The sequence below is a fragment of the Marinimicrobium sp. C6131 genome (assembly GCF_026153455.1).
Classification (GTDB): domain Bacteria; phylum Pseudomonadota; class Gammaproteobacteria; order Pseudomonadales; family Cellvibrionaceae; genus Marinimicrobium.
Genome location: NZ_CP110629.1, coordinates 3,375,270 through 3,401,065, shown reverse-complemented (window position 1 = coordinate 3,401,065; position 25,796 = coordinate 3,375,270). Strand labels below are relative to the sequence as shown.

Genomic DNA, 25,796 nt, shown 5'->3' with positions numbered 1-25,796 from the left:
AAGTCTCGCGACGCACCGCTGGCCGGGCCTACAACGCCAGGCGGTATATCCTCCGGGCGTTGTCTCTGAATATGGCCGCCTCCTGCCCCGGAGCACAGGCATTGACCCGGTGCCAGGCCAGCGCCAGCCAACGGGTGTAGTCTCCCGCCAGGTTCAACACCGGCCAGTCACTGCCCCAGAGCACCCGTCCGGGGCCGAAAATCTCGATTACCGAATCCAGATAGGGAAGCAAGTCCTCCCAGGACTGACCCTCCGCCAGCTCGGTCGCCAGTCCCGAGAGCTTGCAGTACACCCGGGGGCAGGCTGCCAGTGCGCCAAGAGCGTCCTGCCAGCTTTGTAAGCCCTCTCCGGCAATATCCGGTTTCGCCCCGTGATCAAGCACAATGGTCAGATCCGGGTGGCGATAAGCCAGCTCCAACATAACCGGCAAATGTCGCGGGCACACCAACGCATCGAACACCAGCCTTTGCTTCGCCATGGTGGACAAGGCGTCGGGATTGGCCCGGCGCAGAATCCAGTCATCCTCGGGCAGCGCCTGTAACATGGGGCGCAGCCCCTTGAGCCAGGGCGACTGCGCCAGCGCCCTGATTGCCCCCGGCGCCGTCTCCCGAGCCAGATCCGTCCAGCCCACCACCCCCAGGATGAAGGCCCACCGCTCGGCCAAGGCCAGTAGATACCGGGTATCGGCCTCGTTCGGTTGGGACTGCACCAGTATCGAGCCCACCACACCCTGAGGCGAGGCCTCCCCCCAAAAGTCCTCCGGGTTGAAGTCGCGGTAGATCGTCCGCAGGTCCCGCGTGGGCCAGGTGCACTCCGGCCGCGCCAACTGCCAGCAGTGTTGATGCGCATCGATGATGCCCAGGCCAGTCATCGCGCGCCTCTCAGCGTGCGGCGGGCGAAGGCCGCCACTACCAGAAAACACACCAGGGGTACGACCACCGCCACATTGATACGCGTCAGATCCGACACCAGACCCATCAGGGCGGTGATAATCGCTCCACCTATGATCGCCATGATCAACAGGGAGGATCCCGCTTTGGCCAGGGGCCCCAGGCCTTTGATACTCAAGGCAAAGATGGTGGGAAACATGAGGGACATGAAAAAACTGGTGAACACCAACGCCAATAGCCCCAGTTGCGTCGGAAGCACTATGGCCACCACGCAGAGAGCAACACTGATCAGGGCATAGACCAACATCAGACTCGCCGGGGTGAAGCGTCCCATCAGCGCCGTAGCCACAAACCGACCGACCATGAACGCCACCAGAGACGACGCCAGATAGTCGGCCAACGTCTTTTCACCGGCGTCGGGCAAGGCGGTCTGGCCATAGCGGATCATATAGCTCCAGATGCACACCTGCGCGCCCACATAGAAAAACTGCGCCGCGACACCAAACAGGTAATACCGCTCTTTCAGCAGCGCCCGGAAATCAGCCAACCGAAACGCGCGTTCCTCCTGCGTACATCCATTCCCCAAGGGCGGAAAGCGCACACAGGCAACGGCCAGCGCCCAGAAAAAGACGACCGCCGCAATGGCCAGATAAGGGCCGGCAACGGCCTGCACCTCGGTGGTGTAAAAAGCGGTTCGCTGTGCGTCGCTCATCACTGCCAGCGCTTCGGGACTGTGCTCCACTCCGGAGAGAATAAACTCCCGACCAATTAGCACCCCGGAAATGGTTCCGAGGGAATTGAAAGACTGGGCAAAGTTCAGGCGCCGCTCAGCGGTCTCCGGGTCACCCATGGCGACAATCATCGGGTTGGCGGAGGTTTCCAGAAAGGCCAGGCCGCTGGCAATGACAAACAGCGCCAATAGAAAATAGCTGTATTCATGCGCCAGCGCCGCCGGATAAAACAGGCTCGCTCCCAACCCGTATAACAGCAGGCCGATAATCACCGCCGCCTTGTAGCCAAAGCGCTTCATCGCCAGAGCCGCTGGAATGGCCAACGCGAAATAGCCGAAATAAAACGCCGACTGCACCCAGCCAGAGGCGAAATCACTCAGCACAAAGGCTTTCTTGAATTGGGTAATCAGAATGTCGTTAAGGTTGTTGGCCACACCCCACATGAAAAACAGACTGACAATCAGTACCAGCGGCAGCCACAGAGCGACTCCAGAGCGCGTTGGATACTGGTGGCTCGTCCGGGGCAAAGACTGCATGGGTAGGACACTCCTCGGGTGTGACCTGCTGGTTTTTGAGGCGCCATTCAATCGCCTGAGCAGGATTTATTATGCTGTCTGTATAGCACAGGGATCTTTACATGTAAAATAGTGTTTATTTTTAAAAACAGTACTGCCTCCCCGCTTCCAGCGCAGGGAGAGCTACAGTGTATCGAAAGAAAACAAGGACGCTAGTAAGGAAAAGCGGCGGCGATGGACGCGTAATGTTCAGCCAGCCTGGCCGGATCAAACGGCGGTTTGAAGAAACCGTGGTAATCGCCCATGGGATTGAACAGGACGATATTGCCGCTGTGGTCGACGGTATAGTCATCGTCACTTTGGGTGACTTTGGCAAAAGCGACATTGACCTCGTTGGCCAGTCGTTTGAGGGTCAGGAACTCGCCGGTGACGCCCACAAAGTCCTCGTGAAAATAGGGCACGTATTCCGCCAGCACCTCCGGGCTATCCCTCGCCGGATCCAGGGTGACCAGCAGCACCTGGGTGCGCTCGGCCAGCTCCGGGGGGAGCTCCTCCATAGTCCGGGCCAGTTCCGCCATTGCCATGGGGCAGATGTCCGGGCACTGGGTGAAACCGAAGAAGGCCAGGGTCCACCGCCCCTGCAACTGCTCGGGGGTAAAGGGTTCACCCCGGTGATCCACCAGTTCAAACGCGCTGACCCGGCGGGGCTGCTCGAACACCAGGGTGCCCTGCTCGCGCAGCGCCTCCCGGTCCAGGGCCGGCTCCCGGGTCACCTTGTAAACCTGTAAGCCCACGACTACCGCCACTACGACAACCAGAATAGCCACGGTGCGGCGGATACCGCGCTGCTGTCGAGCGCGGCGGTCGTCGGGGTTGGGGGCAGTGTCAGTCACAGGCTTGACTCCGGTACATCAGGGATTGGTCAGAGGCGCAGATAGTCGGTCGGCACGGGCAGCAGGTAGTGGTCCAGCAACATCACCACAAACAGCGCCATCAGGTAGACGATGGAATACTTGAAGGTATCCATACCCACCGACGGCTTTTTGCTGAACATCAACGCCAGCGACCAGTAGAGGAAGCCGGCACCGAGCACCAGGGCGCCGAGCAGATACAGCCAGTTCAGCATGCCGGTAATGTAAGGCAGCATCGTCACCAGTATCAGGATCACGGTGTACAGCAGGATATGCAGCTTGGTGTACTGTTCCCCGTGGGTAACCGGCAGCATGGGGATATCCGCCTTGGCGTACTCGTCTTTGCGGTGCACCGCAAGAGCCCAGAAATGAGGCGGCGTCCAGGCGAAAATGATCAGTACCAGTAACAGGGCGTGGCCGTGAATTTCACCGGTCACTGCAGTCCAGCCCAGCAACGGGGGTGCTGCGCCGGCGATACCACCGATGACAATGTTCTGGGGTGTGGCGCGCTTGAGAAACAGTGTGTAGACCACCGCATAACCCAACAGCGATACCAGGGTGAGCACGGCGGTCAGGGTGTTGATGAACACCACCAGCAGGGCCATACCCAGGCTTCCGATCACCAGGGCGAAGATCGCCGCCTGCATGGGCTCGACCCGCCCCTTGGCCACCGGCCGGTTGAAAGTCCGGGCCATCTTCTGGTCCACGTGGCGATCCACCAGGTGATTGACCGCCGCCGCAGAGCCCGCGCACAGCGCAATACCCAGGTTCCCGATCAGCAGCACATCGAGCGGGACCATACCCGGCACCGCCAACAGCATGCCGATCACCGAGGTCAGGATCATCAGCATGACCACGTTGGGCTTGCACAGCTCATAGTAGTCTCGCCAGCTCATGCTGGCTCCGGATGCGCGGGTGTTATCCATTATTTTCGCCATGGGATGCCTGCTTTTTATACCCCTAGATTCGTATCGCCGAGTAACTCCGGTGGGCCAGAGTCACCAGGCTCAGCAACAGTAACGCACCGACCCCGTTGTGGGCAACCGCTACCGACAGGGGCAGTGACGCCAGCACATTGGTGATGCCCAGCGATACCTGCACCACCAACAACAAGCCGATCAGGCCGGTCAGACGACGGGCGCGACTGAGCGGTACCTGCCACAAGCGGTACAGCAGCACCAGCAGCACCAGAGTCACCACCAGGGCACCGATGCGATGCGTCAGATGGATGGCGGTCCGGGCATCGCCTTCGAGCAAGCCCCCCAGATAATTGGGGCCCACACTCTGGGCAAAGTTGAAACCCCGCTCAAAATCCGTATCTGGCCACCACTCGCCGTGGCAGGTGGGAAAATCGGTACAGGCCAGGGCCGCGTAGTTGGAGCTGGTCCAGCCCCCCAGCGCAATCTGCATGACGACCACAATGAGCGCCAGCCAGATCAGGGGCCGCAGCCCCGCGAGCCGTCGATAGCTGTTGCTGGACAGGCTCCAGGGGCGGTTCTGCAGGCGCAGCGTCAGTAACCAGAGCAGGCTGAAGGTGGCAAAGCCGCCGAGCAGATGGGCGGTCACCACTTGCGGCCACAGCTTGAGCGTGACCGTCCACATGCCAAAGGCCGCCTGCAGGACCACCAGGGCCAACAATCCGGTGGCATGCCAGCGCGGGTAATTCATGGCCGGCGCCCGGGCGGCGAACCGCCAGGTGGCCAGGGTGAGGCCCAGAATCACCAGGCCGAGCGTGCCGGCAAAATACCGGTGTACCATCTCCGGCCAGGTTTTATCGTGTTCCACCGGCGATTCCGGGAACAGGGCTTCGGCCTTGGCCACGTGCTCATCCGAGCTGGGCCAGGTCATATGACCGTAGCAACCCGGCCAGTCGGGACAGCCCAGACCAGCATCCACCAACCGGGTAAACGCCCCCAGAACCACCACCACCGCGCACAGGGCGGTGGCAAACAAAGCCCAGCGATAACCGTGTTTTTGTTGATTTTTCAGCGTCGCCACGAGTCCGTCTCCTCGGCCGGTCAATCTTCGTAGGAGTAGCGCAACAAGCGCTTGATGTCTTTCAATAATTGGTTGCCCGTGTGATCGGGGCCGTAGGCCATCATCACAAACCCTTCCTGGTCCATCAGAAAGTAGCGGCCCTCACTCACCGGGTTACCCGGCAGGTTGGTGGTCTCCAGTGAGGCCATCAACTCGGTCTCGTCCGGTTGCAGAACCTCGGTGCCCGGATGTTCTTCCCGCCACTGCTCAACCAGTGCATCCGAGGGCTCGCCACCGACCGGCATGATGATGCGTTTGACCCGATAGGCTTTGTCCGCCAACCGCACATGGACCTGACGGGTCAGATACAGATTGGCCTGGCAGCGTTCGCCGCAGGCGGCATCGACCGGAATCACGTAGCGCCAGTGTTTCCGTTCCGGGTCCAGGGTCCAGCCTTCTCCGTCAAGGGTTGTTGGCTGCCACTGGGTAAAGCGCTGGGGTGGGTCCAGCAGCTCGCCCTGATTGACCTGCCCGTCGGGGATACCCACGCCGGTCTGAAACAGCACATAGGCAATCAGCATGGGCAGCGCCACCACCGCCATCAGTCCAATGGCGGTAATCTGGCCCCGGCGCCTGGATCGGCGCTGGCGGTCGTTCAGGTCTTGATCAGTCATTACGGCTACTCCCGCTACCGCATTCTGCGGAGTTCGCTGTTGTTGAACGCCTGCGTTTGCGCAGGCTGATGAGGGCCACAGTCAACCAGATTACCACGGCGGCCGCCATGGCGAACCACTGCACCGCGTAACCGAGGTGTTTTGCGGCGCTGACCTCGAGATTCTGCCACTCGGTTCTCAGGGCGCCCGGGCTACCCTCGTCCAGTCTGGCATAGTGCCCCAGTACCGGTTGCGCCAGTGCGTCCGCCATCGCCTCCGGCTCGATGGCGACAATCACTTTGGGCCATTCGGCCTCGGCCGGGCGACCGTCGAGTAGTGGGTGTTCGCTGGGTGTTTGCCAGCGTGCAAACAGCGTGTGCTCACCGCTCGGCGCCGGGGGGTCGGGTCGGTCGGCGCGGTCCTCTCCCGCCGCCACCCAGCCCCGATTGACCAGGAGTATCCGCCCGTCGGTCAACTGGAAGGGCGTAATGACTTCATAGCCCACCTGTCCGTTGCGCTGCCGGTTGTCCAACAGCCAGTTTCGTCCCGCCAGGTAGTGTCCCTGCAGTAGCAGCCGGCGCTGCTCTTCGATCTCGGCCAAATCCGTACCGGGTAGGGACGCCGGCGGCTGGGCGCGTACCGCATCGAGAGCGGCCTCCCGGGCCCGCTTCTGATCGGCGCGATCCAACTGCCAGAAACCGAGCGCCATCAGGACCGGAAAGGTCAGCAGGCACAGCAGCGTGACTTTCCAGTGGAAGGCGGTGCTACACTGTGGCTCGGCGGGCGTTCGCTGGGCGTTCACACTGGATACCTCGGGGAGCTCTCACCGACGCTCAATGGAGGGAGCTGCCGTTCTATAACAATTCACCACTCAACAGGCTTGACAACAGGAATTTTTATGTGGCTTAAAATCATTATCCTGGTGCTGTTTGTCGGCGTTCTGGCCAGCCTCACCAGCGGCCTGCGTTTTTTGCTCAAGGACGCCGGCGTCCCGGAATCCAAACGGACGCTGTACGCTCTGGGCATTCGGATCGTGCTGGCCAGCGTGATGATGCTGTGCGTATTTTACGGTTTCTACAGCGGTATTCTGACCAGCTCGGCCCCCTGGGACTCGCGCCTGTAAGGCGCGAGTCGGGAGTCCGATCAGCCGAAAATATACACCGCGAAGAACAGACCGACCCAGACCACATCCACAAAGTGCCAATACCAACTGGCGGCCTCGAAGCCGAAGTTATCATCCGGTTTGAAATGGCCTTTGAGCACTGACCGGAGCCACATGACGGTCAACATGAAGGTGCCCAACAGCACATGCATACCGTGAAAGCCGGTCAGCATGAAAAAGGTGGTGCCGTAAATGCCGGACTCCAGCGTCAGACCCATCTCCGTATAGGCATGCACATACTCTTCGACCTGAAGAATCAGGAAGGCAATCGCCAGAATGATGGTGCCACCCAACCACCAGTTGAATGCCTTGCGAGCATTGTTTTTGATGGCACTGTGTGCAAAGTGCACGGTGACACTGGAGGTCAACAGCAGCACGGTGTTCCAGAAGGGCAACCAGGTCCAGAGCGATCCGGCCTCGGAGTAACTCATATTCTGCTCTGGGCCGCGCACCGTGGCCGCGTCCCCATTGACCGCCATATCCGGGGTGGTCATCAACGGCCAAGCGGCCTCGAACCCGTTCCAGAGAAACTCATTGGTCGCCGCATTGTTGCCATCGCCGCCCAGCCAGGGCAACGCCAGGTTACGGACATAGAAAAGGGCGCCAAAAAAGGCCGCAAAGAACATCACTTCACTGAAGATGAACCAACCCATCCCCCACACATAGGAGCGCTTGAGTTGGGCGCTATTCAGCCCGGCCATATTTTCATTGATGACGGCACCAAACCAGTTCCAGAGTACAACAGCAAAGATCAGGCCCCCGGCCATAAACAGATAAGGGCCGGAACCGCTACCGTTCAGCCAATTGGCGGCACCAAAGACCGTCAAAAACAACCCGAAGCTGGCCCAGAGCGGCAGTTTGCTCTGTTCCGGTACGTAATAAGTTCCTTCGCTTGTCGCCATATCGATTACTCCGCGCTCGTTTTTATTGTTTCAAACTAGCCAAGTCATTGTGGTCATCACCAAAGCGGTCGGTCACATCAAATAGAGTGTAGGACAGGGTGATGGTGTTGATGTTTTTCGGGATATCCCGGTCGACAATAAAAAACATGGGCAGCTCGGCCGTTTCACCGCCCGCCAAGGGCTGCTGTTCAAAACAGAAGCACTCGGTCTTGTGAAAATAGTTGGTGGCTTTGAACGGCACCAGGCTGGGAATGGCCTGGCCCACCATGTCGCGCTCGGTCGGATTGCGCGCCAGATAGTCGATCCGCTTCTGTTCCCCCGGGTGTACCGTCACCGAACGGATGGTGGGCTCGAACTCCCACGGCATCCCTTCGTTGTTGGTTGCCACAAACTGAACCTTGATGGTCCGACTGGTATCGATGCCGGCATCGGTCGCCTCGTAGCGTCCCCCGGTTTTGCCATTGAGCCCGGTGACTTCACAGAAGGCATCGTACAACGGCGGCATGATCCAGATGGCAAAGACAAACATGCCCACCACGGTCACACCCAGCTTGAGGCTGAGTGCGGCGATCGGATTGGTGGGCATGAGCCTTTTCACGGGTCGACCTCTCGTTGCTCTTACTTCACTGCCGGTTACTTCACTTCCGGCGGAGTGCTGAAGGTGTGGTAAGGCGCCGGGGACGGTACCGTCCACTCCAGCCCTTCCGGGTTATCCCACACTTCGGCCGTCGCCTTCTTACCCTTGATGATGGTGGCAACCACGATGTACAGGAACAGCACCTGCGCGCCGCCGAACAGGAAGGCCCCAACGGAGGAGATCATGTTCCAGTCGGCAAACATCATGTGGTAGTCCGGAATCCGGCGCGGCATGCCCGCCAGACCCGAGAAGTGCATCGGGAAGAAGGTCAGGTTCAGGCCAATAAACGCCAACCAGAAGTGGGTTTTACCCAGGGTCTCGTTGTACATATGACCGCACCACTTGGGCAACCAGTAATACACCGCCGCGGTGATGGAGAAAATCGCGCCGGGCACCAGCACGTAGTGGAAGTGCGCTACCACAAAGTAGGTGTCGTGATACTGGAAATCCGCCGGGGCAATGGCCAGCATCAGGCCCGAGAAACCACCGATAGTGAACAGAATCACGAAGGCCACGGAAAACAGCATCGGGGTTTCAAAGGTCATGGCCCCGCGGAACATGGTGGCCACCCAGTTGAACACCTTCACCCCGGTGGGAACGGCAATCAGCATGGTGGCGTACATGAAGAACAGCTCGCCAGCGATGGGCATACCCACCGTGAACATGTGGTGCGCCCAGACAATAAAGCTCAGGAAAGCGATCGATGCGGTTGCGTACACCATGGACGAATAACCAAACAGCGGTTTGCGCGCGAAGGTGGGAATGATCGCGCTGACAATACCGAACGCCGGCAGAATCATGATGTACACTTCGGGGTGCCCGAAGAACCAGAACACATGCTGGAACAGAACCGGATCGCCGCCACCGGCGGCACTGAAGAAGCTGGTGCCGAAGTGGATATCCATCAGCATCATGGTGACCACCCCGGCGAGCACCGGCATTACCGCAATCAGCAGGTAGGCGGTAATCAACCAGGTCCAGACGAACAGCGGCATCTTCATCAGGGTCATGCCCGGCGCGCGCATGTTCAGAATCGTGGCGATGATGTTGATCGCACCCATGATGGAACTCGCACCCATGATATGGATAGCGAAAATGAAAAAGGTTACCGACGGCGGTGCGTACGTAGTGGATAACGGTGCGTAGAAGGTCCAACCGAAGTTCGGCGCCCCGCCCTCCATGAACAGAGTAGAGACCAGCATCAGGAACGCGAAGGGGAGAATCCAGAAACTCCAGTTGTTCATCCGCGGCAGCGCCATATCCGGTGCGCCGACCATCATCGGAATCATCCAGTTGGCCAGGCCGACAAAGGCCGGCATGACCGCCCCGAACACCATGATCAAGCCGTGCATGGTGGTCATCTGGTTAAAGAAGTTGGGTTCGACAATCTGCAGGCCGGGCTGGAACAGCTCGGCGCGAATCACCAGGGCGAAGATACCGCCCAGGAAGAACATGGCAAAGCTGAACCAGAGGTACATGCTGCCGATGTCTTTGTGGTTGGTGGTGTACAACCAGCGAGTAATACCTTTTGCGGGGCCGTGAGCCATTGCGATACCTCCTAGTTGCCCTGTTTATGGTTATAGATATCGATGGGCTGGGCTTCGTCGCCCATGTTGTTGCCCCAGGCGTTGCGCTCGTAGGTCACGACCGCGGCGATATCCACTTCGCTGAGCTGCTCGCCAAACGCCTGCATCGCGGTGCCGGGAACGCCGTTGACGATCACATCGATATGATCCTCGATTGGCCCGACCGCCAGGCTGCCCTCTTTCAAGCCCGGGAAGGTACCGGGAACACCGGAGCCATCGGCCTGGTGACAGGCGGCACACCAGCGGCCGTAAACCTCTTCACCGCGCGCATACAGCTCGTCGAAGCTGAAGGTCTGCTCGGTCAGCTTGGCCAGCTCTTCCGCTTCGGCTTTCTTGTCGGCCAGCCACTGGTTGTATTCTTCTTCCGGCAGCGCCTCGACCACAATCGGCATGAAGCCGTGGTCCTTGCCACACAGCTCCGCGCATTGGCCACGATAAACACCGGGCTCCTCAATCAGCGCCCAGGACTCGTTGATAAAACCGGGAATCGCATCTTTCTTTACGCCCAGGTCGGGGACCCACCAGGCGTGAATGACATCTGAGGCGGTAATCAGGAAGCGGACTTTCTGGCCCACCGGCAACACCAGTGGTTCGTCCACTTCGAGCAGATAATTGGCATTTTTGGGTGCAAAGCCTTCGATTTCGTCCCGCGGGGTGCTCAGGTTGCTGAAGAAGCTGACATCGTCTTCGACGTAGTCATACTTCCAGCGCCACTGATAGCCGGTAATCAGCACATCGACTTCGGCTTCGGACGAATCATAGAGTTTGATCAGACTGCTGGTGGCAGGAATGGCCATGATGACCAGAATCACCAGCGGGATTGCTGTCCAGAGAATTTCCAGACCAGTGCTTTCGTGAAAGTTGGCGGGTTTCACACCACGGGATTTGCGGTGCATGATCATGCTGTAGAACATGATCCCGAAGACCACCACACCAATCGCCACACACCACCAGAACATCTCCATATGGAGGCCCTGGATCTCGCGACTGACCGGTGTCACCCCCTCGGTCATATTAAACTTCCAACGCTCAACCTCGTCTGCCAGGGTCTGATAACTGGTCATCAGCACGGCAGGGGCAAGCAGCCAGGCGAACCGCCTATGCGCTCGTTTAAACATCGCCCAAATTCTCCGTGTAGCTAGCTTATGTTTATTGTGAAACTACTGGGGCTCTTGCAATGCCCCAACGTTGCGACGCGTCGCACCCACGGTCCGGAATCAACCGCCCGGTAGCGCCAGACCCAGTGTCCGGCCCCAACCGACACGCGATACGACACTCCCACACCTGCCGTCAGCTATCGGCAACCAGGGGCGAGAGTCAATGTCGGCTGAACAACCAACGGGTTCGTGTGGCGGGGTACGGCCAGTGCACTGCGGCTAAATGTCGCAACCACCGGCAACAAGGAGGCCATAGCAACGAAAAAAAGTCAATGCTTTTATACCCTTAGCGTTTATTTATTGTTGGGTATGGAGGCGTTACACTCGCCCTCCCCAAAGGGCCCCACGGCTACCACCCTGTTGATACTGGCGCCATGACTGATACCCGCCCCAACCACCGACAAATCTGGCAGCTCGCCTGGCCCATGATGCTGAGCAACCTGTCCATTCCGCTGCTCGGCGCCGTGGATACCGCCATTCTTGGACACCTCGGCAGTCCGGTCTATCTCGGTGCGGTAAGCCTGGGCGCAAGTGTCGTAACCCTGCTGTTCTGGTCATTCGGATTTCTGCGGATGGGCACCACCAGCGTGGCCGCCCGGGCGACGGGTGCGGAGGATCACGACACCATCCGCCTGGTGCTGGCCCAGAGCCTGATATTCGCTCTGGGCCTGGCGCTGCTGATCATCGTCCTCGGTCCCTGGCTGATACCCACCGCGCTGGGATGGATGGGCGCGAGTCCGGAGGTGGCCGCACTGGCCCAGAATTACGGCCAGATCCGCCTGTGGGGCGCGCCCGCCAGCCTGATGAATTTTGCCCTGGTCGGCTGGTTTATCGGCCGTCAGGATACCCGCCGCCCGCTGATGATTCTGCTGACCACCAACCTGCTCAATATCCTGCTCGATGCCCTGCTGATTCTCGGGCTGGGGATGAACAGCGACGGAGCTGCCTGGGCCAGCGTGCTGGCCGAGTATGGCGGCCTGCTGCTCGGTCTGGGCCTGCTCAGGCATCACCTGGTTCGCCTGCCCGGGCAACTCAACCGTGCCCAACTGCATCAGTGGCAGGCCTACCAGGCACTGCTACAGGTCAATCGTCACCTGTTCATCCGCACACTGTGTCTGCTGCTGGTCTTTGCCTTTTTCGCCGCCCAGGGCGCCCGTCTGGGTGATCAGGTACTGGCGGCCAATGCGGTTCTGCTGCAGTTTCTGATGCTGACCTCCTACGCCCTGGACGGGTTCGCTCACGCGGCGGAGGCGCTGGCGGGTCGGGCGGTCGGCGCCCGTCAGGCTGAGGCTTTGCGCCAGACGGTGCGTCTGACCACCCTCTGGGCACTGGCTTGCGCGGGGCTGATCAGTCTGGTCTTCGTTGCAGGCGCGCCCTGGTGGCCCGGGCTGTTCACCAGCCTGGAGCCCGTACTCGAGCAGGTGCGGGCCCACTACGTCTGGGTTTGTCTGGTGCCCCTGGTGGGGGTCTGGGGCTACCAGCTCGATGGGGTCTTTCTCGGTAGCGGTCGAACCGCCCTCATGCAGTATTCCGTCGTCGGCTCAGCCCTGCTGGTGTTTCTGCCGTTGTGGTGGTGGCTGCAACCGTTGGGCAATCACGGCCTTTGGCTGGCCTTCCTGGCCTTTAACGGGGCCCGGGGGATCTCGCTGGGTACGGTTTATTACTACCTGAATCATCGTCGCCGCTGGTTGCTACGGACCTGACACCGGCTCAAGTAACGTTCCATGCACTTTTCGCCGCCTGTTATAAGCAATCACTCTTAAAATGGCCTTGTATTTACCGGCTTTTGAATTAAGTTTAAGGGGGAGCACACACCGTGCGGACATTTCCCTCTGCGGGTACCCCCCGCGGACGCATCACTGGCCGAGTCGCCATCCGACTGACCCAGGCTGGACGCCAAGCACGGTGCACACCGCCACCGTCACACTCATCGAGCATTTGCCATCACGAGCCGGGAGGTTCATGCCAAGGTCATGTGTCTGCGACCACTCGACGACATTCGCGCCCTGATTCAGGCCGCGAAACAGCAAGACCTGGAGACAGGACAACTGAGCCGGATCATCCAGCGTCGGGCGGATCAGTTGCATGTGGCGATTCAGTTGCCCCAGCACCAGGCCGAGGCCGCTTTGCATGATTTCGTGGTGCGCTATGTGGAGCACGTGCCGGCCTTCATCGGCGCCATCGACGCCCTCACCCGGGAAGCGGGCATCAACGACCGGGTAGCGCCACTGCTCAACATCGCTTGTGATTACTTCCTGTCACCACCGGACCTGGTCAGCGGTCGCAGTCATCTGGTGGCGCTGCTGGACGAAGCCTACCTGGCGCACCGCCTGCTGGAGGAGGTCAACGATCGTTTCATCGGTTATTGCGGCATCCCGCTCGCCCCCATGGACACCACCCGAGCCAATGTCATCGCCCACGAACTGATCGGTGAACCCTTCGCCAACGAGTTGGACCAGGCGGTGCTCTTTTCCGCCGAACTGCTCCTCAATGAGTACCCGTTCGAGGGCGAAAGCTTCAACCACTACATCGCGCAACACCGGGACCGGGGTTGGTCCGAGGAGCTGCGCCGCTGGCCCTGCCTGGCGGCCAACCTGGATATCGGCCTGCGTCTCAGCTCCTGAGCTGGGCAAGAATATCCGTCGGATTGAGGTGGGGCGGAAACACCGGATAGTACACCTGCCGGACGACACCCCCTTCAATCAACAGCGTCAGCCGTTTGATGTAACGGGAATGGTCGTAATCGAAGGTGGGAAGCTCCAACGCCCTGACCAGTTTCAGCTCGCTGTCGTTGAGCAGAGGGTAAGGCAGGCGCAAGCGCGCCACTGTCTCACGCTGATCGTCGAGGGGCTGGGCACTCACCCCGTACACTTCCACCCCCAACCGCTGGAATTCCGGATACCGATCCCGAAACGCGCAGCACTGAGTCGTGCACCCTCGCGCCCCGGGAATCTTGTTCCAACCGCGCATTGGCGGCTGCTCCGGCTTGCCGGTCATGGGATAAAAGAACACCACGGCCGTGCCGCTGATGGCGCTGAGGTCTACCGGTTCGTCTCGGGTACTCGGCAGCGCCACACTGGGTATTGCCATGCCCTGGAGGTGGTCGCAGGCACCATCGTCCTGGGGCTCGGGCAGGCCCTCAGGCAACATATACAAGTTCTTGGCCATTCGCTGTTGTCCTGTCAATCGGGAAGGGTTGCCTCGTGCGTCCCTTCGCCAGTGGATCGGTGACGATTTCCGCCCAATGAGGGTCCGATCATCGACGTTGTCGTTTGTATCTCTTGCGGGTCTTCTAATTGCCGGTCGATCCGCCAGGCACAGACGACTTCGGTCATTTTTCAGCGCAATTCCCATGCCAGCCGATTGCGTCAGCGTGAGACCCTTCTTTGAGTGTAGCTCCAGGTTTATGGCGCCCGCCAGCAAGCACACCGGAATTTTATCCGGCGCACCATTATCGGGCTCACGTCAGTGCAATGCTTACCAGTGCACCCTATCAGTGCATGCCTGGATGAGCTGATGCTCCTCAGAAGGTTACAACAGCGCCGCCGTTTTGATCTGGGCATAGACGGTTAGGCCCGCGCTCAGCGCGAGATCATCGGCAGACTTGCGGGTGATTCGGGCGAGCAACGGCTGACCAGCGCAGTCCAGATGCACCGTGACCCGCGTGGCATCGAACGGATCGATGGTCACCACCTGAACCGGCAGGCAATTGAGAATGCTGGTATCCCGGGCCTGACTCAGGGTCAGACTCACATCCCGGGCCGCCACCCGCAGCCGTACACGCTGCCCCTCCGAACGGGGCTGCCGTGCCAGTGTGACGGTGCCGCCATTGAGCGCCACGCGGGTCAACGCGTAGTGATCATCGTGCTCCGCGACGGTGCCGGACAGCACCGACGCCGCGTCATCGGCCTGAGCCAGCGGCAAATCGGCCCGGGTCATCAGTTCGGCCAGCGGTCCCGCCGCCAGCACCCGTCCCCGTTCCATCAGCACGAGATGATCCGCCAGGCGTGCCACCTCCTCCGGAGAGTGGCTGACATACAGGACCGGAATCGCGAGACGGTCATGCAGGGTTTCCAGGTAAGGCATGATGGTCTGCTTGCTGGCCGGATCCAGCGCCGCCAGGGGCTCATCCATCAGCAGAAGATCGGGACTGGTGGCCAGTGCCCGGGCAATGGCCACCCGTTGACGTTCGCCACCAGACAGGGCCGCGACCGGGCGACCCATCAGCGGTGCCAACCCCAGCCACTCGGTAAGCTCCTCCAGGGACAGGCGCCGCTCGGCCGCGGGCGTGCGGCGCCAGCCGTACTCCAGGTTACCGCGTACCGACCGATGTTCGAACAGGCTGGGCTCCTGAAACACATAACCCAGGCGCCGCCGGTGGGTGGGCACACACTGCGTTTCATCCTGCCAACAGCGCTCCCCCAACGACAGACGCCCGCCCGGCGTTTTGTCCAGCCCGGCCACAGCGCGCAGCAAAGTGGTTTTACCGCACCCCGAAGGACCCACGATACCGGTCACACCCCGCCCGGGCAGTTGCAGGTCCACCGCCAGTTCAAACTCGCCCCGACGAATCCGGAAACTCAGGGCCAACCCGGTACCCGCCGCAGTGGTTTCCGTCCTTGTCATCATCGGGTCCTCACCAGGCTCAGGTGTCGATTAAAGCCATACACCGCCAGTAACAGAACAAAGGACAGAAGCAACAGGCCGCCGGACAGCACATGCGCCCGGTCGTAATCCAGACTCTCCACGTGGTCGTAAATGGCGATCGATAACACCTGGGTTTCCCCCGGGATATTGCCCCCGATCATCAACACCACGCCAAACTCCCCCAGCGTGTGGGCGAAGCCGAGCACCGCAGCGGTGAGAAAGCCCGAGCGGGTCAGCGGCACGACGACACTGACAAAGCGGTCCCAGAATCCGGCGCGCAGCGTGGCCGCCACTTCAAGAGGACGCGTCCCCAGAGACTGAAACGCACTGGTGAGCGGCTGCACCACAAAAGGCAGTGAATACACCACCGAGCCGATCACAAGGCCGGTGAAGGTGAACGCCAGGGAATGACCGCCAAACCACTGGGCAAGCTGACCCAACGGACCGGACGGCCCCAACAGCAACAGGAGATAAAAGCCGAGCACCGTAGGCGGTAGCACCAGTGGCAGGGCGACCATGGCTTCAACCAGAAACCGGAAGCGCCAACGACTGCGCGCCAGCCACCAGGCCAGTGGTGTGCCCACTATCAGCAGGATGAGCGTGGTGATCGCAGCCAGCTTGAGGGTAATCCCCAGCGCTACCCAATCGGCGGTTTGAACCATGCAACGAGCTCTGTCTGTCCATTTCTGACGGCCACTTTAGCACGGACCGACCATTTGAAAAGCCACCCGCGCCCCGCATGACAGGACTCGGGCCCTGAACTAGGCTTAGTATGGAACGTCACCGCAACGATGGCGGCTGCGCCGCATCAACCAGGTTGTACCTGATGACCTTTTTTGAAAGTCAGACCCAGGCCCAAAACGTCGACAAGGATCGGCGCCAATACATTCTGTCGTTTGTGAGCTATATCTCCGGCACCGTAATTCTGCTCTACGGCCTGCCCCACCTGATGTCCGGAAATGTGGCGCTGGCCTCCCTGCTGCTCGGAACCTCCCTGACCTTCCTGTTGACGGTCGTCTACTACCATCGTACCGGCGATATTGATCTCGCCTGTAAAATCGAAGCGCTGCTGGTGGTCGGCTTTGTATTGACCCTGATCTATCACGGCGGCTATCGGAATACGGCGCTGTACTGGATATTTCCATTCCCGCTGATTTTGTTCGGACTGCTGGGGGTACGCAACGCGCTGATCAGCAATGCCGTCGTCCTGCTCGCGATCGCGGTGATGCTGTTCGCGCCGGACTGGATTCGTGCGGAGTACCGGGTTGAAGAAACCACCCGGTTTTACGCCTCGCTGGTCATTACGGTGATCGCGGCCGGCATCAACGACTACTTTCGCGAGCGCAGCCACCACAAAATGAGCGCATTGCAGCTCTCCCGCGAACGGCAGGCCAACACCGATCCGCTCACCCTGCTCCCCAACCGGCGTTTTATTGATGCCAGTCTGCAACGTCAGATGAACCGGACACCCGAAGAGTTTCTGCCACTGGGCGTCGTGATGTGCGACATCGATCATTTCAAACAGCTCAATGACCAGTTCGGTCACCAGGCCGGTGACCATGTACTCAGAGAGGTCGCCCGCCTGTTCCGGAAAACCCTGCGTCGGCAGGATATCGCCTGTCGTACCGGGGGCGAGGAATTCCTGATATTCCTGCCCCGGACCGAGCTGGCGGATGTTCGCATCGTCGCCGAAAAAGTACGGGTACAGCTGGCGAAGACAGTCTTTCCCATCAAAGGTAAGGCGCACCGAATCACGGCAAGCTTCGGTACCACGGTCTGCCACAACACCGGCGAACTGAGTGCCGCAGTCGAACGCGCGGACGAGCAGCTTTATAACGCCAAGAAAAACGGCCGCAACCAGGTGGTTTAGTGGTATCCACCGTCGCGAATGAGGGCGCGCGCCAAATCGCTTTGCAGAAAGCGATGAAAGTCGCGGGCCGCGGGGGTGTCGCGCAGTAAGATGGTTTGCTGAACGATGGGCTGGTAGTGCGTCTCGGGCACGACCCAATAGTCACCCCGGGGATGGGCCCGCCACTGAGACAGGGCGACAAACCCCAGGCTCGCATTGCCCGTGGCCACAAACTGGTAGGCCTGGGCAATATTCTCTCCCCGCACCGCCCCTGGGCCGACAGACTCCCATAGCCCCAGGGTTTGCAGGGTGTCCCGCGCCGCCCGACCGTAGGGCGCCAGACGGGGGTTGGCCAGTGCAACACGGCGCGCCTGCTCAAGGGATGTCACCGGATCCGCAATCGGGTCATCGGGACTCCAGAGCACCAGCACCCCCCTGGCATAGGTGAATCGAGTGCCCGGCACCCCGACGCCCTCGGCCTCCAGCCGCTGGGGCCGTTCCTCATCGGCGGCCAGAAACACATCGAAGGGCGCCCCCTGGCGAATCTGGGCGTAGTGCTTGCCGGTGCTTCCGTAGGACAGACGCAGCTTGTGTCCGGTCGTTTCGGTGAACGCGGTGGCCAGCGGCTCCATTGCCCCGGCAAAGTTGCTCGCCACCGCGACCCTGACCTCGGCCGCGAGCGCGGAGGTGGCCAGCAGCGGCACGACGAGCAACAGAAACCAGTGAATCGGCCTGGACATGATGATCTCCCGATGAATGAGTCAGGATTCTATCATCGGGCCGCAAGGCAAAGTGAGGTTTCGGTTACGGCGCGCGCCCCGGCCAGACACTCGAAGCGACCTCGGAGTCGAGTGAATCGCGCTGTTCCAGCAATGCCGATTTTGCGCCGTTCACCGCCGTCGACACCGCCGGATCAAACAACCAGACCTCAACGCGCTGGTTCTTGATCCGCCCCGCCTCCTGATTATCGGCCACCGGCAGGTCACCGCCAAAGCCCACCACCGAAGCGGCGTGAATGTCGTGCGCGCGCAGCGCCGACTTGACCCGCAAGGCCCGCATGCGGGACAGAATCAGCGCCCGCTCTTCAGATTGCTGACCATCACCAAAACCGATCAACTGCAACTGGCGGTGCTGATTCTCCGGCCGGCTCATAAACTGGCGCAGTCGCTCCACATCCCAGAGGGCCTTGTTGTCCAGTCGTGAACTGCCCGCATCAAAGCGGAAATTGATGGACAGCCGCTCGCCGTGGCGAACCAGATCACTGTATGCCGGAGGTGCATCCGGGTGAATGGCCGGCTTCAGACTCACCGGATTCTGGGATACAAAACCCACTTGCGCGACCCGGCGCTGACCGGCCTCGCTCTGGGCAAACCCGATAAATTCCCGCACCAACGGCGGCGTCTGGCCCGGCAGGGTGTACAGAAACAGGCGTCGGGACAATGCGTAATCCTCGGTGGCCACGTAGAGGGGCTCCGGGCCCAATGGACTGATGCCATCCTGGGAGACGCTTAACGCCTTGGCCTCACGTACCGAAGCCAGCCCCACAAAACCGATGGCCCCTGGATCAGCCGAGACGGAATCGGACAGACGGTCATTGGACTCAAACCGGCGCGCCTGTGCATCCAGCGAATAATCGCCCTTGAGCACCATGCTCTTGAAGCTGTCCCAGGTGCCCGACTTGTTGTCCCGGGCGTAAAGGCTGACCGGCCGGTTTGGCCCGCCGAGCTCGGCCCAGTTGCGGATGTCTCCCGAAAATAACCGGGCAATATCGGTGACGGTCAGAGCATTCAGCGGGTTGCTGGGGTGAACAATGACCGCAAGCCCGTCGATGGCCACGACATGCTCGGCCTCAAAGTGACGCATGGGCCCAAAGTCCGCCAGCAACGCCTGCTCGGAAGGTTTGATGGGGCGGGAGGCCATGGCGACCTGTGCCTCTCCGGTAGCCAACCCGCGCATCCCGGTGCCCGAGCCGTGAGCGGCCACATCGATATAGACGGTTTCACCCGCCACCCGGCCTTCTACCCGGTACTCGTTGGGTTCAGTGCGAGAGCGGATGCTGACCTCCTCCGCGCCCTTGGCCACGAGGTAATCTTTGGCCAGATTGGGGGCCAGACTGGCGCCAATGGTATTGGACCCGTGCAGGCTGAACAACAGGCCACTCTCCCCGGAGGCAAACGGCGTGGTCGCCGCCAAGGCACCGCAGGACAATAACCAGACTGACACGACCCAGGTCAAACTACGCAGTCTCATACATGGACTCCTTTGGATTCAGGCGCGCCAGCATAGAGCGCCTTTGTTACCAGCCTGTGACGATGGACAAAGAGCGCTACAACTCGGGCTTTGCGCAGAGTGCGAATGCCATGCCGGAACCCGGGAGCACCCCTGGGGTGTTATCACCCCGTGGGAGATTTAATGGAAAAGTGCCCGATAATCGATGCAACGGGTCAGCGAATCGAGTGTTTGGCGCAGATCCCGGGCAAGATTGAGCGAGGCATCATCCGGATGCAGGGCAATGCGCAGGGGGCGTCGCTCACGGGTGAGCCCCTGATTGCAGCGATTCCAGAACCGCAGCCCCAGTGCCCTCAGGGCGGTGTCCGCCTCAAAACCCACCAGGGGTAATCGCCGTCGGGTCCCGGATGCGGTATGAAGCAGACCCGAGGTTGTTTCCACATAAGCGAACGGCGACTCGGCCAGATCCTGCAACGTCAGGTTGCCCAGCGCCCAGGCCGGGGGAACATACAGGTCCGGTGGTGCCAGACGGTGCGCGGCGAACCAGCGGTGGTTGTCGGCCATCAGGGCCTTGAGTGCGACTCGCGGTTGACTGAGGTGCTCGGCGGCCTGACGGGAAATCAGACGAGCGTGACAGCGGTGATACCAGCCCCGGACCCGTTCAGCCCGATGAAACCAGCCATGGCCCGCCAGTTCGAGGCCCCGGGATTGCCAGCAACCAAGGCGGGCCAGATCACCGGGTCGCCAATCCCGTCCCGGTACCACCAGCAGCACAGTGCCGGGCCGGGCCGGCGCGGGCACCAGGGACAGCAAGGCCTCTACCCGATCCAGCGTCTCCGGCATCACGTCGTGAATGGACAACAGTGCCTGCACCGACCCTAATCCAGTGCCGGGGCCGCGGCGGGCGAGGGAACGGGTGGCAGTGTGGCGCGCTGGGCCACGGTATGAGTGAGCAGCTCACACCAGTGCGCCAGACAGCGCTCATTGAGTGCGCTCGCCGCCTGCGCGGCCGCCCGGGCACACGCCCGACGTTCGGCCGGGGAACGGCTGCGCAGCTGCGTCAGCGCCTCGGCGGCACTGTGTGACGGGTCGATGATCGCAAGGCCCGGACAGAGCTCCGGCCACTGGGTAATGCCGCAGCCGGACGACACCATGACCAGTCGCTCCCGCACCATGGCTTCCAGGGCAATGGTGCCAAAGGATTCAAAGTGGGAGGGCAGCAGCAGCAAGTCATGGTCATCCACTTCCGCCCGCAACGCCTCCCGGTCCAGCCAGCCCAGCAACCGCAAGTTGGGGCACTCCCGCGCGGCGGCGGTCAGCTCGCGACGCAGGGGCCCGTCGCCGGCGATGCTGAACACCATATCCCGATGCACCCGGGCGGCATCCACCACGGCATCGAGGTTTTTCTCCGCCGCCAGTCGACCGGCAAACAGCACCCGGCGCAATTGCCCACCGTAAGGACGCCGGGGCGTGCCGGCAAACTCCGCCGAGATCGGCGTACCAATCAGTCCCGTCGAGGGCGCCCCCATACGCTGGGCCAGCTCGAGCATCTCCCGGGAGTTGCCCAGCACCGAGCGGGAACGCGCGAACAGATAGCGGTGTGAGCGATCGAAGAGCCGGTGGACCAGACGGCCCCGCCAGGAGCCCTGCCAGTACAGTTCGGTCAGTTGTTCAAAGGACGTATGGAAGCCGGCGAGCACGGGAATACCCAGCGATTGCGCCAATCGGACGCCCAGGAGCCCGTAGGGCCCCGGCGTGGCCACGATCATCACCTGGGGCGCGAGATCCCGCAGCGCGCGCCTGAGCGCCCAGGGATTGGGAATACACAGCTTCTGGGTTCGGTCACCGGGCAGCGGCAAGGCCACCCCCGTCCGCCAACGGCCAGCCTCCACCCGGGGCGAAAACAGTACGATACGCTCCAGCTCCGGCGCCAGCTGATCGAGCAGATCCTGATAGTAAGCACCCACACCGTTTCGACCTGGCGCGGCGTCGGACACCACGGCCACGCGCAGGGCCTCGGGCAGCATCAGGGATTGGCGTGGTTCGGGACTCATAGGACAACTCCGATCATGGGTGGGGCCAGACAGACGCAAATCGCTGGCGAATTCCGGCCTGGCTCAGACCGAACTCCGCCAACCCATAGCGATGGCCCGGACGCGCGTCGCGACGCGGTTCACTACCCATCGTGTGGGCGCTCACCCGGGGCAAGGGTTGACCGAGAAACGCATACAGCCTGAACCACCCCCGGGTGTCCATTGCCGACAGCTGTGACAGCGGCAGGACATAGACCCAGGGCGTCTGACGCAACGCCTGAATGCGTCGGTAATAGCCGTGCAGCACGGTGATCATCCGCTCCCCCAGCTCCGGGGTGACCTGGGCGGCACCCCACAGGCGCAACACCGGACGCAGGGCACTCAGTTGGGAGGGCACCGCCTCTTCCGGGCAGCGTACACAGGCAATAAAGCGCGCATCGGGGAACGCGGTGCGCAGGTCCTGCGTCCAGGACGTGAAGGAGGGGTTTTTGCTCAACAGTCGCTTGTCGCACCCGTGAAAATACAGGTGCCGCTGCAGGCAACGCCGATAGAAGTCCAGCATCGCGCACCGCTCCGGAGCCGGCACAGCGTCGTCAAAGAACGCCAGGCGCCAATAGCGCTCCGCATCCGGGCACAGCGGGGCCGGAAGAAAACAGCCGCCCCGGTACAGCAACAGCAGAAAGTCTTCCTCGGGCTCCTGCCAGGCCAGCCGGTGCACCTGGTCCATCGCCGACCAGCGCCAGCGCCCGGTCCAGCGCATCAGGGGCGCCAGGCACCGACCGACAAACGCCCAGAGGTAGCGCTCGGAAATCGAGGGGGCGAGCAGGCACTCCCACAGTGTCAGGGTCGTGAACGCGGGATCCTCGGACAGGCGGCGCTGCAGAAAGGTAGTGCCGCTGCGAGGCACCCCCACGATGAACACCGGCGCCCGCACGGCGACGCGACGGTAGCCGCGAAACAGCAGCTCATCGAGCAGAAAACCCACGCCGTGGCAAAGGAACAACAGGCCGCTGCCCAGCCAGAGCAGCAACAGCAGTGGCCAGCGCCACCAGCAGGCGCGCCAACCGTTAGCGGGCAGTGCGCTCAGCAGGTGCCCACCCAATCTCATCCAGGCCATCATCAGGTGCATGGCGCCTATGCAACCGCACTAGCATGACAATCCAATGACAGTGGTATTAATTGGTTGGGGCGACCGTCAGGCGTCGGTCTTCCCGCCACCGCTCGAGCGGTGCGGGTTTACCGTAGAGGTAGCCTTGCAGGAGGGTGCACCCGAGCGCTTTCAGGCGCTTTGCCTGGGCCTCGGTTTCCACACCCTCGGCGAGCACCTTCAGGTCCAGGCTTTGCCCGAGTGCAATGATGGTTCGCACAATGGCCTCATCATTCGGGTCGGTCAGCAGATCGCGGACAAACGACTGATCCACTTTGAGCAGCGCCAACGGCAATCGCTTGAGGTAGCTGAGCGAAGCGTAGCCGGTACCGAAATCGTCCAGCGCAAACCGTATACCGTGCGCCCGCAGGTTTTCCATCCGCTGGATCACCTGCTCCAGCTCGTCGATCAAAAGGCTTTCGGTCACCTCCAACTCCAGCCGCTCCGGGGGGCACCCCGAGCGCTCAAGGGTACTTTCGAGGTGCGCCACAAAGTTGGGATGACGGAATTGAGCCGGGCTGATATTGACCGCCAGGACAACGCGCTTGAGCTGCTCATCCCCCTGCCAGTCGGCCAGATAGGCGCAGGCCTGCTCCAGTACCCACTCCCCGAGCGGCACAATCAGACCGGTGCTCTCTGCCAGAGGGATAAACTCGGCGGGCGAAATCGTTCCCAGCCCGGGGGCCTCCCACCGGGCCAGCGCCTCCAGGGCTACGGTTTCACCGGCGGTATTGACCTGCGGTTGCAAGTGCAGCGCCAGGCTTCGGGACTCAATGGCCTGACGCAGCGCACCTTCGAGCTGGCTACGCCGGTTGATGGCCACCTGCATGGCCGGATTGAAAAATTGCAACCGGTTGTGCCCGAGCCTTTTCGCCGCCTGCAGGGCGAGATCGGCGCCCTTCAACAGCGTATCAACATCTTCAGCGGCATCGGAAAACAGCGCCACACCCAGACTCACGCTGATCACATAGGGAGCCCCATCCAGCGCAAAAGGCTCAGCCAACGCCGCCAGCCACTCATCGGCCAGGTGGCGCACCGCCACCACCGCGCGATCCGGCTGCAGCGCCAGATCCTCCAGCAACACCACAAACTCATCCGCACCCAGTCGGGCCAGGGTGTCGGTGGCGCGCAGTCGCCTCTGAATCCGCTCCGCTACAGCGCACAATAACCGGTCGCCAGCGTCGTGTCCCAGAGTGTCATTCACGCTCTTGAAATTGTCCAGGTCCAACAGAACCAGCGCCCCGTCATACCCGGTGCGAGCGCTGCTGGACAGCCCGCGCCGGACCCGGTCCAGTAACAGCCGCCGGTTGGGCAGGCCTGTCAGGGCATCAAAGAACGAGAGCTGGTGGAGTTGCTCCTGAATCTGACGATGCTCGGTGATATCGGTGGATATACCGCACAGTGCGTAGATCTCGCCCGTCGGGGTGCGCAGGGGGAGTTTTTCCGAGAGAAACACATGGGGCGCTTTCTGGCCTTTGACCCGATTCACCTCTTCATTGGAGAAACGTTCGCCCCTGAGCAACACACGACCGTCGTTTTCCTTCAATAAGCGACAGGTGTCGGCATCAAAGAAGTCTTCATCGCGGCAGCCCACGATGGCTTCCGGCGGCGCCCCCAACAGGTCGGCCACTTTTTGATTGACATACTGGTAACGGAAATCCGTTCCCTTGATGTAAATATGCGCCTGAACGCTGTTGAGGATAGTGCTGAGCTTCTGCTCGCTTTCCTGCAGTCGGTGGGTCTGACGCTGTACCTGACGGCGCAGCAGTGCGCCAAACAACAGAGCCACCGACAGCATGGCGCTGAGCCCGCCCAGGCTCCACCAGAGCCAGGCCGGCAGAGGCCCCGACGCGCGCCGGGGCTCCCAGCGGCGCAGTGTCTCGAAATAAAGGGAGCCCGGATCATTGCGCCAGAGATCCAGGTAATCATCAATGGTCGTCAATACCTTCGGCGAACGGCCGGGCGTCGCGGCGTAATACAGGCGGCTGGGTAAAAACACCACCGGCGCTCTGATCAGGTCCGTGCCCTCGGCACGCTGGTCGCCGTAAAACTGATTCGCCGCGACCGCATCGGCACGCCCATCCAGCACGGCCTTAAAGCCCGCCTCCAGACTGTCCACCAACACCCACCGCACCGGCAAGTCCATACCAGTGAAAAATGTCATCAGATAGTCGTGCTGCACGGACCCCTGGAGCACGGCCAACCGACGGCCCTGCAACTCCAGCAGACTGGTGGGCTGTTCCCGCCCCGCCGCCACATAAATCTGCGACCAGCTCAACAGGGCCGGTACCTCGTGGAAGTCAAATCGCGTCGCGCGCGAGGGCGTCAGGGCCACATCCGGCATCAGATCGATTTCCCCGAGCGCCAGGGCGCTCAGACACGCCTGCCACAGACAGGGAACCGGCTCGAGCTGCCACCCTTCCCGGTCCGCCATATGGCGCAGCAAGTCACCCAGGATGCCGGTCGGCTGGCCGGCTTCGTCGAGGAAAATCTTTGGGGGGTTTTCATACACGCCGACCCGAAGGCGCGGGGTATCGGATTCGCGGCCGGGCTCGGCGGAAATCACCGACAGCGGCGCAACGCAGACCAGCATGAGCAGCCCTGCCCACCACCCCAAGGACCGGGGTGTCACCAAACGAACGTTACCTAGCCGCAAACGAGGAGTCCTTACCGCCGATGAGTGAATGCGCCCGGATCAGCCGGACGACACAATGCGATCAGACTCTAGTTATAGCAGAGACGCTGGAGCAGGTCTTGTTGATTTTCGCGA

The 25,796-nt window shown here is 61.4% G+C and carries 24 protein-coding genes; 4 read left to right on the top strand and 20 right to left on the bottom strand.

Annotated elements, in window-relative coordinates:
• Positions 1-28 precede the first annotated feature (28 nt).
• The 7 genes from OOT55_RS14535 to OOT55_RS14505 form a co-directional block, all read right to left on the bottom strand.
• On the bottom strand, positions 29-871 hold the full coding sequence (locus tag OOT55_RS14535; protein ID WP_265366567.1) for an amidohydrolase family protein: 843 nt from the start codon (positions 869-871) through the stop codon (positions 29-31).
• Complete coding sequence (gene fucP / locus OOT55_RS14530; protein ID WP_265366566.1) at positions 868-2,157, bottom strand: L-fucose:H+ symporter permease; 1,290 nt, start codon at positions 2,155-2,157, stop codon at positions 868-870. Before fucP ends, OOT55_RS14535 begins: the two co-directional genes overlap by 4 nt.
• A gap of 191 nt (positions 2,158-2,348) precedes the next feature.
• Positions 2,349-3,029 (bottom strand): SCO family protein, encoded by a 681-nt coding sequence (locus OOT55_RS14525; RefSeq protein WP_265366565.1) that lies wholly within the window; start codon positions 3,027-3,029, stop codon positions 2,349-2,351.
• Between the two features lie 29 nt (positions 3,030-3,058).
• A complete protein-coding gene (gene cyoE, locus OOT55_RS14520; RefSeq protein ID WP_265366564.1) occupies positions 3,059-3,985 on the bottom strand; it encodes a heme o synthase in 927 nt (308 codons plus the stop codon).
• Positions 3,986-4,007: 22 nt separating this feature from the next.
• On the bottom strand, positions 4,008-5,045 hold the full coding sequence (locus OOT55_RS14515) for a COX15/CtaA family protein (RefSeq protein WP_322113814.1): 1,038 nt from the start codon (positions 5,043-5,045) through the stop codon (positions 4,008-4,010).
• Between the two features lie 20 nt (positions 5,046-5,065).
• The gene (locus OOT55_RS14510; RefSeq protein ID WP_265366563.1) at positions 5,066-5,698 is read right to left on the bottom strand and encodes a hypothetical protein; all 633 of its coding nucleotides are present in this window, start codon (positions 5,696-5,698) and stop codon (positions 5,066-5,068) included.
• The gene (locus OOT55_RS14505) at positions 5,691-6,479 is read right to left on the bottom strand and encodes an SURF1 family protein (RefSeq protein WP_265366562.1); all 789 of its coding nucleotides are present in this window, start codon (positions 6,477-6,479) and stop codon (positions 5,691-5,693) included. Before OOT55_RS14505 ends, OOT55_RS14510 begins: the two co-directional genes overlap by 8 nt.
• A gap of 96 nt (positions 6,480-6,575) precedes the next feature.
• Here OOT55_RS14505 and OOT55_RS14500 point away from each other — a divergent pair, with 96 nt between their 5' ends.
• Positions 6,576-6,800 (top strand): DUF2909 domain-containing protein, encoded by a 225-nt coding sequence (locus OOT55_RS14500; protein WP_123639442.1) that lies wholly within the window; start codon positions 6,576-6,578, stop codon positions 6,798-6,800.
• 20 nt (positions 6,801-6,820) lie between these two features.
• Here the strand turns inward: OOT55_RS14500 and OOT55_RS14495 are convergent, their stop codons facing one another.
• From OOT55_RS14495 to coxB, 4 genes are read right to left on the bottom strand one after another with little or no spacing between them, the layout of a single operon-like run.
• Positions 6,821-7,741 (bottom strand): cytochrome c oxidase subunit 3, encoded by a 921-nt coding sequence (locus tag OOT55_RS14495; protein WP_265366561.1) that lies wholly within the window; start codon positions 7,739-7,741, stop codon positions 6,821-6,823.
• A 22-nt stretch (positions 7,742-7,763) separates the two neighbouring features.
• Positions 7,764-8,327 (bottom strand): cytochrome c oxidase assembly protein, encoded by a 564-nt coding sequence (locus tag OOT55_RS14490; RefSeq protein WP_265366560.1) that lies wholly within the window; start codon positions 8,325-8,327, stop codon positions 7,764-7,766.
• 47 nt (positions 8,328-8,374) lie between these two features.
• Positions 8,375-9,925, bottom strand: a complete 1,551-nt coding sequence (ctaD, locus tag OOT55_RS14485; RefSeq protein WP_265366559.1) for a cytochrome c oxidase subunit I — start codon at positions 9,923-9,925, stop codon at positions 8,375-8,377.
• Between the two features lie 11 nt (positions 9,926-9,936).
• Entirely contained in the window at positions 9,937-11,082 is a 1,146-nt protein-coding gene (gene coxB, locus OOT55_RS14480; protein ID WP_265366558.1) for a cytochrome c oxidase subunit II, read from the bottom strand.
• A gap of 413 nt (positions 11,083-11,495) precedes the next feature.
• Between coxB and OOT55_RS14475 the strand changes: the two genes are divergently transcribed.
• Both OOT55_RS14475 and OOT55_RS14470 read left to right on the top strand, forming a co-directional pair.
• Entirely contained in the window at positions 11,496-12,824 is a 1,329-nt protein-coding gene (locus OOT55_RS14475) for an MATE family efflux transporter (RefSeq protein WP_265366557.1), read from the top strand.
• 270 nt (positions 12,825-13,094) lie between these two features.
• Positions 13,095-13,745 (top strand): hypothetical protein, encoded by a 651-nt coding sequence (locus OOT55_RS14470; RefSeq protein WP_265366556.1) that lies wholly within the window; start codon positions 13,095-13,097, stop codon positions 13,743-13,745.
• On the opposite strand, the gene OOT55_RS14465 is transcribed toward OOT55_RS14470, so the two are convergent.
• The 3 genes from OOT55_RS14465 to modB form a co-directional block, all read right to left on the bottom strand.
• Positions 13,735-14,289 carry a peroxiredoxin gene (locus OOT55_RS14465; protein WP_265366555.1) on the bottom strand — a complete coding sequence of 185 codons (555 nt, stop codon included), beginning with the start codon at positions 14,287-14,289 and terminating at the stop codon, positions 13,735-13,737. The genes OOT55_RS14470 and OOT55_RS14465 overlap by 11 nt on opposite strands.
• Positions 14,290-14,652: 363 nt before the next feature.
• Positions 14,653-15,750, bottom strand: a complete 1,098-nt coding sequence (gene modC, locus OOT55_RS14460; RefSeq protein ID WP_265366554.1) for a molybdenum ABC transporter ATP-binding protein — start codon at positions 15,748-15,750, stop codon at positions 14,653-14,655.
• Positions 15,747-16,430, bottom strand: coding sequence for a molybdate ABC transporter permease subunit (gene modB, locus OOT55_RS14455; RefSeq protein ID WP_265366553.1), 684 nt, complete (start codon positions 16,428-16,430; stop codon positions 15,747-15,749). The genes modC and modB overlap by 4 nt, the downstream gene beginning before the upstream one ends.
• A 164-nt stretch (positions 16,431-16,594) precedes the next feature.
• Here modB and OOT55_RS14450 point away from each other — a divergent pair, with 164 nt between their 5' ends.
• Positions 16,595-17,638 (top strand): GGDEF domain-containing protein, encoded by a 1,044-nt coding sequence (locus OOT55_RS14450; RefSeq protein WP_265366552.1) that lies wholly within the window; start codon positions 16,595-16,597, stop codon positions 17,636-17,638.
• Here OOT55_RS14450 and modA read toward each other — a convergent pair.
• From modA to OOT55_RS14420, 6 genes are all read right to left on the bottom strand, one after another.
• Positions 17,635-18,357 (bottom strand): molybdate ABC transporter substrate-binding protein, encoded by a 723-nt coding sequence (gene modA, locus OOT55_RS14445; protein WP_265366551.1) that lies wholly within the window; start codon positions 18,355-18,357, stop codon positions 17,635-17,637. The two genes, OOT55_RS14450 and modA, sit on opposite strands and share 4 nt — an antisense overlap.
• Positions 18,358-18,421: 64 nt before the next feature.
• Positions 18,422-19,867: a phosphate ABC transporter substrate-binding/OmpA family protein gene (locus OOT55_RS14440; RefSeq protein ID WP_265366550.1), complete on the bottom strand. Its 1,446-nt coding sequence runs from the start codon at positions 19,865-19,867 to the stop codon at positions 18,422-18,424.
• A 159-nt stretch (positions 19,868-20,026) separates the two neighbouring features.
• On the bottom strand, positions 20,027-20,719 hold the full coding sequence (locus OOT55_RS14435; RefSeq protein WP_265366549.1) for a polysaccharide deacetylase family protein: 693 nt from the start codon (positions 20,717-20,719) through the stop codon (positions 20,027-20,029).
• A 5-nt stretch (positions 20,720-20,724) separates the two neighbouring features.
• A complete protein-coding gene (locus tag OOT55_RS14430; RefSeq protein WP_265366548.1) occupies positions 20,725-21,900 on the bottom strand; it encodes a glycosyltransferase in 1,176 nt (391 codons plus the stop codon).
• Between the two features lie 13 nt (positions 21,901-21,913).
• A complete protein-coding gene (locus tag OOT55_RS14425) occupies positions 21,914-23,008 on the bottom strand; it encodes a sulfotransferase (RefSeq protein ID WP_265366547.1) in 1,095 nt (364 codons plus the stop codon).
• Positions 23,009-23,054: 46 nt separating this feature from the next.
• On the bottom strand, positions 23,055-25,619 hold the full coding sequence (locus tag OOT55_RS14420) for an EAL domain-containing protein (protein WP_265366546.1): 2,565 nt from the start codon (positions 25,617-25,619) through the stop codon (positions 23,055-23,057).
• Positions 25,620-25,796: the final 177 nt, after the last annotated feature.

What these genes read in the sequence shown, in the direction of transcription:
- OOT55_RS14450 (WP_265366552.1), top strand. Translation starts at nt 16,595, where the DNA reads ATGACCTTTTTTGAAAGTCAGACCCAGGCCCAAAACGTCGACAAGGAT.
- OOT55_RS14500 (WP_123639442.1), top strand. Translation starts at nt 6,576, where the DNA reads ATGTGGCTTAAAATCATTATCCTGGTGCTGTTTGTCGGCGTTCTGGCC.
- modB (WP_265366553.1), bottom strand. Translation starts at nt 16,430, where the DNA reads ATGGTTCAAACCGCCGATTGGGTAGCGCTGGGGATTACCCTCAAGCTG.
- cyoE (WP_265366564.1), bottom strand. Translation starts at nt 3,985, where the DNA reads ATGGCGAAAATAATGGATAACACCCGCGCATCCGGAGCCAGCATGAGC.
- OOT55_RS14535 (WP_265366567.1), bottom strand. Translation starts at nt 871, where the DNA reads ATGACTGGCCTGGGCATCATCGATGCGCATCAACACTGCTGGCAGTTG.
- OOT55_RS14510 (WP_265366563.1), bottom strand. Translation starts at nt 5,698, where the DNA reads ATGACTGATCAAGACCTGAACGACCGCCAGCGCCGATCCAGGCGCCGG.
- ctaD (WP_265366559.1), bottom strand. Translation starts at nt 9,925, where the DNA reads ATGGCTCACGGCCCCGCAAAAGGTATTACTCGCTGGTTGTACACCACC.
- coxB (WP_265366558.1), bottom strand. Translation starts at nt 11,082, where the DNA reads ATGTTTAAACGAGCGCATAGGCGGTTCGCCTGGCTGCTTGCCCCTGCC.
- OOT55_RS14475 (WP_265366557.1), top strand. Translation starts at nt 11,496, where the DNA reads ATGACTGATACCCGCCCCAACCACCGACAAATCTGGCAGCTCGCCTGG.
- OOT55_RS14425 (WP_265366547.1), bottom strand. Translation starts at nt 23,008, where the DNA reads ATGCACCTGATGATGGCCTGGATGAGATTGGGTGGGCACCTGCTGAGC.
- OOT55_RS14440 (WP_265366550.1), bottom strand. Translation starts at nt 19,867, where the DNA reads ATGAGACTGCGTAGTTTGACCTGGGTCGTGTCAGTCTGGTTATTGTCC.
- OOT55_RS14495 (WP_265366561.1), bottom strand. Translation starts at nt 7,741, where the DNA reads ATGGCGACAAGCGAAGGAACTTATTACGTACCGGAACAGAGCAAACTG.
- modC (WP_265366554.1), bottom strand. Translation starts at nt 15,750, where the DNA reads ATGATGACAAGGACGGAAACCACTGCGGCGGGTACCGGGTTGGCCCTG.
- OOT55_RS14470 (WP_265366556.1), top strand. Translation starts at nt 13,095, where the DNA reads ATGTGTCTGCGACCACTCGACGACATTCGCGCCCTGATTCAGGCCGCG.
- OOT55_RS14465 (WP_265366555.1), bottom strand. Translation starts at nt 14,289, where the DNA reads ATGGCCAAGAACTTGTATATGTTGCCTGAGGGCCTGCCCGAGCCCCAG.
- fucP (WP_265366566.1), bottom strand. Translation starts at nt 2,157, where the DNA reads ATGCAGTCTTTGCCCCGGACGAGCCACCAGTATCCAACGCGCTCTGGA.
- OOT55_RS14420 (WP_265366546.1), bottom strand. Translation starts at nt 25,619, where the DNA reads ATGCTGGTCTGCGTTGCGCCGCTGTCGGTGATTTCCGCCGAGCCCGGC.
- modA (WP_265366551.1), bottom strand. Translation starts at nt 18,357, where the DNA reads ATGTCCAGGCCGATTCACTGGTTTCTGTTGCTCGTCGTGCCGCTGCTG.
- OOT55_RS14490 (WP_265366560.1), bottom strand. Translation starts at nt 8,327, where the DNA reads ATGCCCACCAATCCGATCGCCGCACTCAGCCTCAAGCTGGGTGTGACC.
- OOT55_RS14430 (WP_265366548.1), bottom strand. Translation starts at nt 21,900, where the DNA reads ATGAGTCCCGAACCACGCCAATCCCTGATGCTGCCCGAGGCCCTGCGC.